We start from the raw sequence: 13,429 nt of genomic DNA on the forward strand, positions 1-13,429 counted from the left end.
CGTCTCTTTATGGGAATGGGCGTAGAATACCACAACGCGTAATTTCATTTCTTGTTCAAGAAATTCGAACATAGGATTCGATATATTGCGCTATTCACGCAGCAGTTTTGTGAATAGAGTGTCACCTAACAACAGGGGGCACGCCCCCATTTCAAATAATAAGGATACACCCATGAGCAAAGTATTAGTGCTTAAATCCAGTATTCTGGCAGGGTACTCGCAGTCTGGTCAGTTGGCTGACTATTTTGTCGATCAGTGGAAAGCAAAACACGTAGCTGATGAAATTACCGTTCGCGACCTGGCTGCTAACCCCATCCCGGTACTGGATGGCGAACTGGTCGGTGCACTGCGTCCGTCTGACGCGCCGTTGACCCCGCGTCAGCAGGAAGCGCTGTCTCTGTCCGACGAACTCATCGCCGAACTGAATGCCCATGACGTCATCGTCATCAATGCCCCGATGTACAACTTCAACATCCCGACGCAGTTGAAAAACTACTTCGACCTGGTGGCTCGCGCTGGCGTGACCTTCCGTTATACCGAGAAAGGCCCGGAAGGTCTGGTCACCGGTAAACGTGTTGTTATCGTCTCCAGCCGCGGTGGCATTCATAAAGATACCCCGAGCGACCTGGTTGCGCCGTACCTGAAACTGTTCCTGGGCTTTATCGGCATCACCGACGTAAACTTCGTGTTTGCAGAAGGTATCGCTTACGGCCCGGAAGTCGCTACTCAGGCAACTACCGACGCAAAAGCCGCTATCGACAGTCTGGTCGCTGCCTAAGTTTTCTCCCCCTTCCGCCTCGGCGGGAGGGGAATTTAGTTTTTGCCCGCTTTCACGTCCTCGTAACGCAAATACCCCACCACACCCAGACTCGCCCCGTCTTTAGGATGATTAACGCCATCGGTCACCTCGACGCAGGGGAAATCAAAAGGCGAGACATTTTCAATGCAGGCCACGTTAACGCCATATTGATCCGGGTTAGAACGCCGCTGATGGAAGGTGTAGATCCCACAAACAGAGCAGAAATAGTGCGCCGCCGCACCGGTATTAAAACGGTACTCGGTGAGTTTATCCTGCCCACGCACCACGGTGATACCGGAGAGTGGAGCAGAGACCGTGACCACGCCACGCATGCGGCAAAAAGAGCAGTTACAGCGACGACGGGTGTTAAAGCCATCGCTCAGTTGCACGGTAAAGGCCACCGCACCGCAATGGCACTGCGCATTGACACGTTCCGGGGTAACGATTGAGGTCATGGTCTGATTTCCTGTTGAACGGGTGAGCACTGTAATCGCGCAAGACGACTTAGTGATTCTGCCTTTCCAGCAGCGTCTCTACGTCTTTATCTGCTTTAATATTAATATCGTGTTCAATCTTCACATTCATATTGATGGTGATCGGCTCTTTCGGTGCCGCCACTTCGATACGCGGCGTGCAGGCCGCCAGCGTCATGGTCATCACTATCCCTGGCAGAATTTTCATTGTTTTTCCTCACACACTTTTCCATTTGCACAGGGCGCCCTGGGCAATGTGACGTTCTGTTTTAGCAGCGACTGAAGGTTGTCGCCAAACCGCAGGCTACGCCACAATGCAAAGACATTCTCTTCATGGGAATAGTTCAGGTTGACAGCATTGCTCTTGCCTTCAACAACACTGGTGCCTTTTATCGCCGCCTGCATTTTCAGTACGCCCTTTTTGTCCAGATTCAGTGTTGTCCATGAGCGTGAAATTTCCATATAGCGTAGCCAGTTGATGGCTGAACCTGCCGCCACATTGTCTTTTACCAGCGCATCGACGGTATCTTTATCTACGCGCAGGGTCATGGGGCCGGGATTGTGCAGCCAGCCATCTTTGATAATCCAGTCATTATTGTCGTCCAGCCAGAGCGGCAGTGCGCCATCAAAAGGCCCGGACATCGCAAACTGTTTGGGGTTGATGGCGCTGATGAGTTCACTTGACGAGATGTTCTGTAACCGCAGCAGCGCCGGATCGTGCTGCGGCAGACGTAGCTGGCTCAGGGTCACTTTGCCTCCGAGCACATCAATGCTGACATCGCTCAACTGAAGCAGATTCTCCTCGCTCCAGGGGTAACTCCCTTGCAGATCCGCAGCAATATTTTTTGCCGTCACCTGGTTGACGACCTCGCCAATACGCAAAGAAACCGGTCTGCGGGTACCAAGCTGCCAGATACCTTCGTGGTAGCGGAACGGCAGCACAAAATCGACGCCGGAGAGTTGGTTGTCCGGCATCCAGAGGCTTCCGCCACGCAACACGCCATGTCCGCCCGCCTCAAAACCCTGTCCGGCCGCTGCCGAAAAGGCCACCTGCGCATACATATCCCCGCCCAGCAGGTTCATTTTCAACTCGGGAGGCACCAGCGGCTGAAACACGGTCAGCGACTGCCGCGGCCACCATGCCTGCCCGCGTAAACGTTCCCCATCCCAACGCCCGTTTACCCGAACCGGGCCAATTTTTTCGGCGTGAAGATCGCCTTTAAACTGGAACACCGTCGGTTCGCTTCCCTGCACGCTAAACGCAAGGGTCGACGGCGGAAGCACGCTGCCGCCGCTAAAGGTGGTCTGCCCAGCGTCCAGGGTGAGTGCGCCGCCGAAGAAAGGATGGTCATCGTCACGTAACCAGCGTACGGGCTCATTGAGTACCAAACGTGGCGTACTGACATGCATCGTGCCGTATTGCAACTGGTCAAAGCCTGTCGAGAGTTCATTGAGTTCGATGGTCCTGTCACGCCATTCCCCTCGCCCGGCCACATCCCAGCGCGCATTCATAGGCGTAAAGTTACCGTCGCCCCAGTAGCGCCATTGCCACACGCCCTTGTCCGGTACAAAGTCCTGCGCCCGACCGTCGAGATGCAGGGTGAAGTCCCCCATGCTGTTTTCATGGGCGCGTAATATCGCCTGTAATCGGCCGTCAACGCCGCGCTGGGTCACTTTCACCCCGGCCAACGGCCAGCGGATCTCATCAATGTTAAGGTCATCAATGACGCGCCCCCGTGAACGCAGCAGCGCGCCGGGTGTAAAGGCGAGTTGCGGATCGCTTAAGTCCCCGGTGAGTACCGCTGGCAGAACGGCATAGAAGGTCATCTCGCCCTGCTTGGCCTCGCCGGTCAGTTGCAGTGGCATAGGCGTATCCGCCAGGTTGAGTCGGCCAGGGCCGATGTTCAGCACGGCGTTACCCTTGCCAGCTTGGCCCTGCGTTAATACGTTCAGCCGCCCGGTTATCACTGCGTTTTGCAGCCCTTTTTGCCAATCATCAATGCGTATGCCAACGCGCCCGCTCAGCGGAAACCCCTGATAAGGCCAGTTCCAGCGTCCATCACTGATGGTTAATCGCTCAGGCGTCGCCTGCCAGGGCAGGTCGAGGATGGGGTCCGGATTGTCCCGCGCCATCACAATCAGTTGCCCTTCGTTGTCGCGCCAGTCGATGTCGGCGTCGACCACCTCAGGATTGCCTGGCAGCGTTAAGGTGGTTTGCGCATGCCCGTTTACCGGTACGCCCTCGGGTACTCTGGGTAAGGTGAATTCGCCCCCCAGCATTATGGGCGGTCGGTTTTCAAATAGCGTCAGTTGCATCTGCTCAATCGTCAGTAACTGGCCGCGCAGTTTTGCACTGAGAGAGACTCGCTCACCGTGATAACGCAGTTCCTGATGCGCTTTAGAGAGTGCGAGTGAAATTTCACCTTGCCACTCCTGCCAGGGCGAAACGGTAAAACGGGAGATGGTGACCCAGGTTTTGGGCAGCATGGATTGCCATTCGGCCAGCGTCTTTGGTGCGGCGGGGGAAGATTCCTTTTCCGGCAGTTTGTTCAGGCAGGTGGGGTTGATATCCAACGAGTTAATATCCAGCTTCCAACGGCTGGGATGCGTCAGTGCGGCACCCTTGATTAAGGCCAGCGGACAGTCGTCAATCAGATAGTGCAGATCCGGGATCAGCAGGGCATGGCGGGTAACACGCGGGGGCTCCTCGAACGCGATACGGGTCCCCACCGGCAACCAGATACCCGCCAGCGTCGGAACCCAATATGCCAGGGTCATGAGCAGCGTCAGTGGCAGCAGTATAAAAAGCAGTATTAGCGCGAGTGCGGCTTTATATTTACCCTTCATGGGCAGTTAATATCCTGATTTTGCATATGATTAAGCCGATTCTGTCCGTTATTGTTGCATGTTTAGCCTGGCAAAAAAAGTTACTGCCCGCTTTAAGCGTAGATGCTTTAGAATGAAGTATATGTCTCTGTTTATAAAATAATTTTTATAATTTACATGATAATTTGAATCATGCTAATGTGGATATAAATCTGATGGAGAAAGTCTTATGAAACTCGCGGTATACAGCACAAAGCAATACGATAAAAAGTATTTGCAGCACGTGAATGAGAAGTTTGGCTTCGAGCTTGAATTTTTCGACTTTCTGCTCACCGAAAAGACAGCAAAAACGGCTAACGGCTGCGAAGGCGTATGCATTTTCGTCAATGACGATGGTAGCCGCCCGGTGCTCGAAGAGCTGAAAAAACATGGCGTTAAATTTATCGCCCTGCGCTGTGCAGGCTTTAACAACGTGGATCTCGACGCCGCAAAAGAGCTGGGCCTGCAGGTGGTGCGTGTCCCCGCCTACTCCCCGGAAGCCGTTGCCGAACATGCTATCGGCATGATGATGGCCCTTAACCGCCGAATTCACCGTGCCTATCAGCGTACGCGTGACGCGAACTTCTCCCTGGAAGGACTTACCGGTTTTACGATGTACGGTAAAACCGCCGGGGTGATTGGCACCGGTAAAATTGGCGTGGCTGCCCTGCGCATTCTGAAAGGCTTTGGCATGCGCCTGTTGGCATTTGATCCCTACCCGAGTGCCGCAGCGCTGGAGCTGGGCGTGGAGTATGTCGATCTCACGACCCTGTTTTCGGAGTCAGATGTTATCTCCCTGCACTGCCCGCTGACGCCGGAAAACTATCATCTGTTGAACCAGACCGCGTTTGAACAGATGAAAGACGGCGTGATGATCATTAACACCAGTCGCGGTGGGCTGGTCGACTCTCAGGCCGCCATTGACGCGCTGAAACATCAGAAAATCGGTGCGCTGGGCATGGACGTCTACGAGAATGAACGTGACCTGTTTTTCGAAGACAAATCCAACGACGTTATCCAGGATGATATCTTCCGTCGTCTGTCAGCTTGTCACAATGTGCTGTTTACCGGTCACCAGGCCTTCCTGACCGCAGAGGCGCTAATCAGTATTTCTGAGACCACACTTGAGAACCTGCGCCAGCTGGAGCGCGGCGAAAGCTGTCCCAACGCCCTGTTTTAATCTGTCGGCCTCCCTCGTCTGAGGGGGGCCGTTTCAGAAAATCCCCGATGACATCCCCGCTCCGCCTGTTAAAATCGCGCCGTTAAAATAGAAAAGTCTTTGAGGACGAAATGAAGAAAATCATTACCCTGGTGGCCTTAAGCGTGCTGCTGACAGGCTGTGTACGCAGCGGCGCAAATAATGTTTCGGTGAAAGCTGAGCAACTGACCGGACACCGTTTTGTGCTGGAAACCGTCAATGGGCAGGCGGTGCCGCCAGGTGAACATCCGGCAGATATTCGTTTTGATAATGAGATGAAGGTCTCCGGCCACATGTGTAATAGCTTCAGCGGTCAGGGCAAACTCTCTGAAGGTAAGCTGACCGTGAAGAACATGGCGATGACGCGCATGATGTGTGCGGAGGCGCAGCGCAATACGCTGGATAGCACAATCGGCACGCTGCTTAATTCAGGCGCGCAGGTAGACCTCACTGACAGCCAGCTTACGCTGACAACAGCAGACCAGACATTGATTTATAAACTGGCGGCAGAGACTCAGTAACTTCCGCAGGTTCCGGCGGCAAGCGACTGTTCACTGCACCGTTTGCCGTTGGGCAACGCGCACATCCCCACGGCCGTGCCATCTAGCTGGCGCGCAATAGATAACGCTCCCCCGATCATTGCACAGTTGGCTTCCCCCCCGCTGGACATCGCTGCCTTTAAGCCGGGTGCCACATGCGCGGCGGTAGCTTGTTGAACCGGCTCGTTGCTGCATGCTGAAAGTAATAACGCGGCACATCCCACCCAAAACGCTGAACGCATCTCTTATCCCCCTTGATTTAGCAAAACCTATGCATCATAGGCAGCGCTTTTCGCTACGTCGAGAGCCTCGACGCACCTTTATGCGCTTTAGCAACATTTTGATGCGATTTTTACCGCAAAGGCGCAACGACCAGTCCAGGTTGCTGCTGTCGCTTGATGGCAGGAGGGAGAAAGCAGAAATGAAAAAGCTGCCTTCCGGCAGCCACAATCACCTTTTAGCGCTGTTTATTTTCAGCGATATCCTGCTGAAGCTCTTCGATGATAGCTTTGTCTTCGATGAGCGCCGTTTCCTGTTCGAGGACGACGTTTACCAACTCTTCGATGGCCGCCGCCGCGGTCAGCACCATTTTCTTTTCAACCACACATTCATCCCGCTCATCTTCAACGACTTTTTTCATATGTTCGGCATACGCCTGAAATGTTTTTAATGGCATTGTCCCTTCCGTTTTAGTTATGGCCGCTCAACTATAACAACCGTAACGGTGAGAAAACCGACAATGGCATCTTTTAGGACTATTTTTGGCGTAGTTTCAGACAATTACTTAACGAAAGCGCAAACCATCAGCGAGTGCTACATACGGAAAAATGCCGTCATTCTTTCTGCGGTATGGTACAGGGATACCACTTAGGTGATTTCGAAGGCGCGCGAAATACATTTACCAGACGGATAAATACCAGCGACTACCATGAGATCAAAAACCGCTGAGCACGGGCTGTCTATACTGAAAAGTAATGCTGCCACGCCCTGTACGGTGCAGTGGTGATTATGAACCCTGCTGATTTGCCCGACTTAAAACGAGAAAGCGGTTGCGGTTGCGGTTGCGTCAAACCCGCATCCACCGGGCAAACAGCGTCCACGCGAATTTTTCGTTGAGCAATGAGAGTACATTATGATTACTACTGACGGTAATGGTGCAGTCGCATCCGTTGCGTTCCGTGCCAGTGAAGTTATCGCCATTTACCCCATTACGCCGAGTTCCACGATGGCTGAGCAGGCTGACGCCTGGGCTGGCAACGGGCTGTTAAACGTCTGGGGTGACTCGCCTCGCGTCGTCGAGATGCAGTCCGAAGCCGGCGCTATTGCTGCCGTCCATGGCGCGTTGCAAACCGGCGCCCTCTCAACCTCGTTCACGTCGTCGCAGGGTCTGCTGCTGATGATCCCGACGCTGTACAAACTGGCCGGTCAGTTGACGCCGTTTGTCCTGCATGTGGCCGCACGTACCGTCGCCACCCACGCGTTATCTATTTTTGGCGACCACTCGGACGTGATGGCTATCCGCCAGACCGGTTGTGCCATGCTCGGTGCCGGAAGCGTGCAGGAAGCGCAGGATTTTGCCCTTATCTCCCACATCGCAACCCTCAAGAGTCGGGTGCCCTTTATTCATTTCTTTGATGGTTTCCGCACCTCGCACGAAATCAACAAGATTGCCCCGCTGTCGGACGACACAATCCGCACGCTGCTGCCGCAGGCAGAGATTGACGCCCACCGCGCCCGCGCGCTGAACCCGGAGCATCCGGTGATTCGGGGTACGTCAGCCAACCCGGACACCTACTTTCAGTCTCGTGAAGCCACTAACCCCTGGTACAACGCGGTGTATGACCACGTTGAGCAGGCGATGGATGACTTTGCCAGCGTCACGGGCCGTCGGTACAAACCCTTTGAGTATTATGGACACCCGCAGGCCGATCGGGTGATTGTGCTGATGGGCTCAGCGATTGGCACTTGTGAAGAGGTGGTTGATGAACTGCTGACGCGCGGTGAGAAAGTGGGCGTGCTTAAAGTGCGGCTGTTCCGTCCTTTCAGCGCGCACCATCTGCTGTCGGTGCTGCCTGAAACCGCCAAAACCGTGGCCGTGCTTGACCGAACTAAAGAGCCCGGCGCGCTGGCCGAGCCGCTCTATCTTGACGTGATGACCGCGCTGGCAGAAGCCTTTAACCAGGGCGAACGTGAAACGCTGCCCCGCGTCATTGGTGGTCGTTATGGCCTTTCGTCCAAAGAGTTTGGCCCGGAATGCGTCCTGGCGGTCTTCAACGAATTGCGTGCTGTGAAACCGAAGCCACGCTTCACCGTCGGCATTTACGACGACGTGACTAACCTGTCGTTGCCGCTGCCGGAAAATACCCTGCCGTCTCGTGCCAAACTTGAAGCCCTGTTTTACGGATTGGGCAGCGACGGCAGCGTGTCGGCGACCAAGAACAACATCAAGATCATCGGTAACTCGACGCCGTGGTATGCGCAGGGTTATTTTGTCTACGATTCGAAAAAGGCCGGCGGGCTGACCGTTTCACACCTGCGCGTCAGTGAGCATCCGATTAACTCGGCTTATCTGGTTTCGCAGGCCGATTTTGTCGGCTGTCATCAGCTGCAGTTCATCGACAAATACGAGATGGCAGAAAGGCTGAAGCCCGGCGGTATTTTCCTCCTTAACACCCCCTACAGCGCGGACGAAGTCTGGGATCGTCTGCCGCAGGAGGTGCAGGCGGCGCTGAATCAGAAACACGCCCACTTCTACGTGATTAATGCCGCGAAAATCGCCCGTGAATGCGCGCTGGGCGCGCGCATTAATACCGTTATGCAGATGGCATTCTTCCATCTGACCCATATCCTGCCGGGTGACAGCGCCCTGCCAGCGCTTCAGGGCGCGATTGCAAAAAGCTACAGCAGTAAAGGGCAGGAGCTGGTCGAACGTAACTGGCAGGCGCTGGCAATGGCCCGTGAGTCACTCTTTGAAGTGCCGCTGCAGCCGGTAAATGCCGCCAGCGCACAACGTCCTCCGGTGGTGTCTGACGCCGCGCCGGATTTCGTGAAGACCGTGACCGCCGCGATGCTGGCTGGCCTCGGCGATGCTCTACCGGTTTCTGCCCTGCCGCCGGATGGCACCTGGCCTGTCGGCACTACGCGCTGGGAGAAACGCAATATTGCCGAAGCGATCCCTATCTGGAAAGAAGCGCTTTGCACGCAATGCAACCACTGCGTGGCAGCCTGTCCGCACTCGGCGATCCGCGCGAAGGTCGTTCAACCGGAGGCCATGGCAGCCGCCCCCGCCAGCCTGCATTCGCTGGATGTGAAAGCCCGTGATATGCGTGGCCAGAAATACGTCCTTCAGGTCGCGCCGGAGGATTGCACCGGATGCAATCTGTGCGTGGAGGTCTGCCCGGCGAAAGACCGGCAGAACCCGGACATTAAAGCGATCAATATGATGTCACGCCTTGAGCATGTCGAAGAAGAGAAAGTGAATTACGACTTCTTCCTGAACCTTCCGGAAATCGACCGCAACGCCCTGGAGCGTATCGACATCCGTACCTCTCAGCTTATCAGCCCGTTGTTTGAGTATTCCGGTGCCTGCTCTGGCTGCGGTGAAACACCGTACATCAAGCTGTTGACCCAGCTGTATGGCGACCGCATGTTAATCGCCAATGCGACCGGGTGTTCGTCGATTTACGGCGGCAACCTGCCGTCAACGCCCTACACCACCGATATCAACGGTCGCGGTCCGGCATGGGCGAATTCGCTGTTTGAAGATAACGCTGAATTCGGTCTCGGCTTCCGTTTGACCGTCGATCAGCATCGTAAACGCGTGATGCGCCTGTTATCACAGTTCGCTGACCGCATCCCGACCCCGCTCAATGAAGCACTGCACGCGGAGGCCACGCCGGATGTGCGCCGCGAACAGGTTGCCGCTCTGCGCCAGCATCTGGCAGGCGTGGAAGAGGCGAAAGAGCTGCTCACCGACGCTGATGCGCTGGTGGAGAAATCCATCTGGCTTATTGGCGGTGACGGCTGGGCCTATGATATTGGCTTCGGTGGGCTTGACCATGTGCTCAGTCTGACCGAAAACGTCAATATTCTGGTGCTCGACACCCAGTGTTATTCCAATACCGGTGGACAGGCGTCAAAAGCTACGCCGCTCGGCGCCGTCACTAAGTTTGGTGAACATGGCAAGCGCAAAGCGCGGAAGGATCTTGGCGTGAGCATGATGATGTACGGTCATGTTTATGTGGCGCAGATTTCGCTGGGCGCCCAGCTCAACCAGACGGTGAAAGCGATCCAGGAAGCGGAGGCCTACCCTGGACCATCGCTGATCATCGCCTACAGCCCGTGTGAAGAGCATGGTTACGACCTGGCATTAAGCCACGATCAGATGCGCCAATTAACAGCAACCGGCTTCTGGCCGCTGTATCGCTACGATCCGCGCCGGGAAGAGGAAGGGAAACTGCCGCTGGCGCTGGACTCTCGCCCGCCGTCCGATGCGCTGGCTGATACACTGCTAAATGAACAGCGCTTCCGTCGGCTGAATGCACAGCAGCCGGAGGTGGCTGAGCAGTTATGGAAAGATGCCGCCGCCGATCTGCAAAAACGGTACGACTTCCTCGCACAGATGGCCGGAAAAGCGGAAAAAAGTTCGGCAGAATAATAAGATACATTGATAAAAGCCTGCATCTTTGCAGGCTTTTTTATGCCTGTAACGCTTGCCAGCACCCACTTTCTTAGTGGATGATAATTATTCCTCGCGCCGGGCTGTAAAGGACACTCATCATGCGACACCATCCTGTAAAATCATCACGTATTGCCTCTGTCGGCTATGAGGAAAGCACCCGTGTGCTGGAAATCCGTTTTCATGATAAAAGCACCTGGCAATACCACAACGTACCGCCACGCATTTTCACCGTGTTTCTGACCGTGGTGTCAAAAGGCCGCTATTACGACGGTGTGGTAAAAGGCAAATACCTCGCAAAGAAAGTGGCCTGAGCGCAGTCTCCCTCATCTTCTTTCTGTCATCCTACTGCTATAAAAAGGTAAAACTTCTGCGCGACACTGCTGGCAGGCAGACTATATAACCTTTCTGCCCGCCCCCCTTACTATGTGAGACAACCGCATGAAGCAAAGCAGAAACCGCCGCACGATGCAGATTCACTGGAGCCTGCAACGCAAACGCGACAGCCAGGAGTGGAAGAAATTTAGCCTGGTGCTGACTAATCGCAGAGCCTGACACGCCTGACACTAAGCCGTTATGTTATGTACTCACGTAGCGGCGATGCCACTTTCCCTGACTGACTCTGGCCCAAACGCTTTTCTTAGGGCATGAATAAAACACTGTATTTTAACCGTCTGTTTTTTTGCCGTCGGCACCATGACATGCATCGGTCTTGATGGCCCTTCGTAATCCGGCAGGACACGGACCAGCGTGCCTTTTTCAATCTCGTGATTAAGCACATCCGTCGGACCTAACGTGACACCGTAACCTTCGATGGCGGCCTGCATAAGCGCCTTCCAGTCATTTGAACGAAAGCGACCTTCTGGTCTGACTTCTTCTTTTTTACCGTTTTTATAAAACAGCCACCGACAAGAGATAGATGCAGACCAGTGCCCATAAACCAGACAGGCATGTTGATGAAGGTCAGCGGCACGTTCCGGCATGCCATAACGTTCAATATAGGTAGGCGATGCACAGGCAATGAGTCGATACGGGGCGAGGGGCCAGGCTACCATGCCGCTATCCGCCAGTTCACCAATACGGATGATGACCTCAAAATCTTCTTCAATGGGATCGACAATACGATCGCTTAGCGTCAAATCCACCTGAACCTCCGGGTAGTGCCCCAGATAACGGGTGATAAAAGGCGACAGCGTGTGAGAGCCAAACGTCACCGGGGCATTAACACGAATGATCCCTGAAGGTGTCGCCTTCATGTTCGTGACAATCGCATCCGCCTCGTCGACTTCGGCCAGGATTGCCCGACAGCGTTCATAATAGCTGCGGCCAATATCGGTGAGATTTTGTCTGCGGGTAGTACGATTAATCAGCGACGTGCCCAAACGGGACTCCAGCGCAGCAATATGTTTAGCGACCATTTGTGGCGACATCGCTAGCGCGTCCGCCACAGCGGCAAACGAGCCCAATTCTGCTGCCTTAACGAAAACTTTCATGCCAGAGAGCTTATCCACTATTCACAACCCACCGTTGTTTTTCATTCCACAATCATACGATTTATCTTCCTGAAGGGGAGAATTAAAGTGGAGTCCGGCTGTTAATTATTGAGGTGTCAAAGATGAAAATTGGAATCCTGGGGGCGGGTTTTGTTGGGCGCGCTATTGCGAAATTGGCCATCGGCGCAGGACATGAGGTTATGCTCAGCAACTCACGAAGCCCAAACACCCTGTTTAGCCTTAAACCTATGTTGGGTTGTGAAACCGGTACGGCCCTGGAGGCCGCGCGTTTTGGCGAGCTTGTGGTGATCGCGGTCCCCTTGACCGCGATTGACGCGCTACCAAAGGCCGAACTTCAGGGTAAACCACTGCTGGATGCCGTCAATTACTACCCGGACCGAGACGGCCACATTGAGATTCTTGATACACGGCAGACCACCACCAGTGAACTCGTGGCACAGACGCTGGGAACTGTCAGAGTGACCAAAGCATTTAATGCCATCCCGATGACCCAACTGGAGAGTGATGGGCTCCCGCAAGGCGTTGCTAACCGACGCGCCCTGCCGCTCGCGGGAGATGATATCGAAGGTAAGCGGATAGCAACCACCCTTTACGACGCATTTGGCTTTGATGTCGTGGACGCCGGTGCGTTGGCGGAAGGATGGCGTTTTGAACGCGGCATGCCTGCTTACTGTGTACGCATGACAAAGCGTGAACTGGAAGAGACACTGTCTGTGTCACAGCGGGGATAATCACGAACGCCACACGGGCGAGAGTCTTAGTGAGCGATGGACAATAAGTTGCTGGCGGTTTGTGAATAATTCGTATAAAAGGAGTATCCGTGTATTTTCAACCCGCCAGGAACCCAGATCGCATGAGAATTGGCATTGCCTTCCCGATTTTAGTCTTTATCGTTGCCGTCGCATTTCTGACCTGGTTTGTCGTCGGTGGCTATGCGAACCCGGGCTGAAGGCCAGGGTGGCTTAATTAGGGCACCGGCCCGTCGGTTTATTTACCCGTCCACATGTCACAACGCCATTCCTCTGGTAACGCTGACATTTCATATCGTCCCGCCTGTAACAATGTCATTAAAGCAAACGGGACGGTGAGACACCTCTCATTTCGCCATGCTTCAATATTCATGGGAACACGTTTTTCTTAGCGCTGTAAACGCGCCACTATGTCGGCTTTTGGGCGCGCAATGACGGTCTGCCGTAAAACGTGCTGGCATTCGTCGCCGCAATCCGTACCATACACGGCACACTTTCGCATGTCGGTTTTGTCCGCAAGCGCTAACCCGTCTTATATTGCTAATCAGAGGGGCAAAGGGATGCGTGAATGAAAGTGAAGTTCGGGAGATCGAACCGTCAGCGCGCCTGGCTCC

The 13,429-nt window shown here is 54.4% G+C and carries 13 protein-coding genes and 1 pseudogene; 8 read left to right on the top strand and 6 right to left on the bottom strand.

Annotation, left to right across the window (positions count from 1 at the left end):
* The first annotated feature begins 172 nt into the window (after window positions 1-172).
* The gene (azoR, locus tag ACUY4Q_RS12790; RefSeq protein WP_458043143.1) at window positions 173-778 is read left to right on the top strand and encodes an FMN-dependent NADH-azoreductase; all 606 of its coding nucleotides are present in this window, start codon (window positions 173-175) and stop codon (window positions 776-778) included.
* Between the two features lie 35 nt (window positions 779-813).
* Here the strand turns inward: azoR and ACUY4Q_RS12795 are convergent, their stop codons facing one another.
* From ACUY4Q_RS12795 to ACUY4Q_RS12805, 3 genes are read right to left on the bottom strand one after another with little or no spacing between them, the layout of a single operon-like run.
* Complete coding sequence (locus ACUY4Q_RS12795; RefSeq protein WP_458043144.1) at window positions 814-1,254, bottom strand: GFA family protein; 441 nt, start codon at window positions 1,252-1,254, stop codon at window positions 814-816.
* A 49-nt stretch (window positions 1,255-1,303) separates the two neighbouring features.
* On the bottom strand, window positions 1,304-1,480 hold the full coding sequence (locus tag ACUY4Q_RS12800; protein ID WP_458043145.1) for a YnbE family lipoprotein: 177 nt from the start codon (window positions 1,478-1,480) through the stop codon (window positions 1,304-1,306).
* Window positions 1,477-4,119 (bottom strand): YdbH family protein, encoded by a 2,643-nt coding sequence (locus ACUY4Q_RS12805; RefSeq protein WP_458043146.1) that lies wholly within the window; start codon window positions 4,117-4,119, stop codon window positions 1,477-1,479. Before ACUY4Q_RS12805 ends, ACUY4Q_RS12800 begins: the two co-directional genes overlap by 4 nt.
* Before the next feature lie 208 nt (window positions 4,120-4,327).
* On the opposite strand from ACUY4Q_RS12805, the gene ACUY4Q_RS12810 reads away from it, so the two are divergent.
* Window positions 4,328-5,317 carry a 2-hydroxyacid dehydrogenase gene (locus ACUY4Q_RS12810; protein ID WP_458043147.1) on the top strand — a complete coding sequence of 330 codons (990 nt, stop codon included), beginning with the start codon at window positions 4,328-4,330 and terminating at the stop codon, window positions 5,315-5,317.
* Between the two features lie 110 nt (window positions 5,318-5,427).
* Window positions 5,428-5,856 (top strand): heat shock protein HslJ, encoded by a 429-nt coding sequence (hslJ, locus tag ACUY4Q_RS12815; RefSeq protein WP_458043148.1) that lies wholly within the window; start codon window positions 5,428-5,430, stop codon window positions 5,854-5,856.
* Here the strand turns inward: hslJ and ACUY4Q_RS12820 are convergent.
* Both ACUY4Q_RS12820 and ACUY4Q_RS12825 read right to left on the bottom strand, forming a co-directional pair.
* Complete coding sequence (locus tag ACUY4Q_RS12820; RefSeq protein ID WP_458043149.1) at window positions 5,850-6,116, bottom strand: putative hemolysin; 267 nt, start codon at window positions 6,114-6,116, stop codon at window positions 5,850-5,852. The two genes, hslJ and ACUY4Q_RS12820, sit on opposite strands and share 7 nt — an antisense overlap.
* A 215-nt stretch (window positions 6,117-6,331) precedes the next feature.
* Entirely contained in the window at window positions 6,332-6,550 is a 219-nt protein-coding gene (locus ACUY4Q_RS12825; protein WP_458043150.1) for a hypothetical protein, read from the bottom strand.
* Window positions 6,551-7,006: 456 nt separating this feature from the next.
* Between ACUY4Q_RS12825 and nifJ the strand changes: the two genes are divergently transcribed.
* Together nifJ and ACUY4Q_RS12835 are read left to right on the top strand one after the other, a co-directional pair.
* On the top strand, window positions 7,007-10,531 hold the full coding sequence (nifJ, locus tag ACUY4Q_RS12830; RefSeq protein WP_458043151.1) for a pyruvate:ferredoxin (flavodoxin) oxidoreductase: 3,525 nt from the start codon (window positions 7,007-7,009) through the stop codon (window positions 10,529-10,531).
* Between the two features lie 122 nt (window positions 10,532-10,653).
* Entirely contained in the window at window positions 10,654-10,866 is a 213-nt protein-coding gene (locus ACUY4Q_RS12835) for a KTSC domain-containing protein (protein ID WP_458043152.1), read from the top strand.
* Window positions 10,867-11,139: 273 nt separating this feature from the next.
* Here ACUY4Q_RS12835 and ACUY4Q_RS12840 read toward each other — a convergent pair whose 3' ends face one another.
* The gene (locus ACUY4Q_RS12840) at window positions 11,140-12,063 is read right to left on the bottom strand and encodes a LysR substrate-binding domain-containing protein (protein ID WP_458043153.1); all 924 of its coding nucleotides are present in this window, start codon (window positions 12,061-12,063) and stop codon (window positions 11,140-11,142) included.
* 104 nt (window positions 12,064-12,167) lie between these two features.
* Here ACUY4Q_RS12840 and ACUY4Q_RS12845 point away from each other — a divergent pair, with 104 nt between their 5' ends.
* The 3 genes and pseudogenes from ACUY4Q_RS12845 to ACUY4Q_RS12855 form a co-directional block, all read left to right on the top strand.
* Entirely contained in the window at window positions 12,168-12,797 is a 630-nt protein-coding gene (locus ACUY4Q_RS12845; protein ID WP_458043154.1) for an NADPH-dependent F420 reductase, read from the top strand.
* A 122-nt stretch (window positions 12,798-12,919) separates the two neighbouring features.
* Entirely contained in the window at window positions 12,920-13,015 is a 96-nt protein-coding gene (locus tag ACUY4Q_RS12850) for a YoaK family small membrane protein (RefSeq protein WP_458043155.1), read from the top strand.
* A gap of 238 nt (window positions 13,016-13,253) precedes the next feature.
* Window positions 13,254-13,369, top strand: a pseudogene (locus ACUY4Q_RS12855) (hypothetical protein); the annotation flags it as partial.
* Window positions 13,370-13,429 lie beyond the last annotated feature (60 nt).

Source organism: Phytobacter cepae, from assembly GCF_054165735.1.

Coding starts and splice junctions, on each gene's coding strand:
- ACUY4Q_RS12795 (WP_458043144.1), bottom strand. CDS start 1,254: ATGACCTCAATCGTTACCCCGGAACGTGTCAATGCGCAGTGCCATTGC.
- ACUY4Q_RS12820 (WP_458043149.1), bottom strand. CDS start 6,116: ATGCGTTCAGCGTTTTGGGTGGGATGTGCCGCGTTATTACTTTCAGCA.
- nifJ (WP_458043151.1), top strand. CDS start 7,007: ATGATTACTACTGACGGTAATGGTGCAGTCGCATCCGTTGCGTTCCGT.
- ACUY4Q_RS12850 (WP_458043155.1), top strand. CDS start 12,920: ATGAGAATTGGCATTGCCTTCCCGATTTTAGTCTTTATCGTTGCCGTC.
- ACUY4Q_RS12845 (WP_458043154.1), top strand. CDS start 12,168: ATGAAAATTGGAATCCTGGGGGCGGGTTTTGTTGGGCGCGCTATTGCG.
- hslJ (WP_458043148.1), top strand. CDS start 5,428: ATGAAGAAAATCATTACCCTGGTGGCCTTAAGCGTGCTGCTGACAGGC.
- ACUY4Q_RS12825 (WP_458043150.1), bottom strand. CDS start 6,550: ATGCCATTAAAAACATTTCAGGCGTATGCCGAACATATGAAAAAAGTC.
- ACUY4Q_RS12835 (WP_458043152.1), top strand. CDS start 10,654: ATGCGACACCATCCTGTAAAATCATCACGTATTGCCTCTGTCGGCTAT.
- azoR (WP_458043143.1), top strand. CDS start 173: ATGAGCAAAGTATTAGTGCTTAAATCCAGTATTCTGGCAGGGTACTCG.
- ACUY4Q_RS12810 (WP_458043147.1), top strand. CDS start 4,328: ATGAAACTCGCGGTATACAGCACAAAGCAATACGATAAAAAGTATTTG.
- ACUY4Q_RS12800 (WP_458043145.1), bottom strand. CDS start 1,480: ATGAAAATTCTGCCAGGGATAGTGATGACCATGACGCTGGCGGCCTGC.
- ACUY4Q_RS12805 (WP_458043146.1), bottom strand. CDS start 4,119: ATGAAGGGTAAATATAAAGCCGCACTCGCGCTAATACTGCTTTTTATA.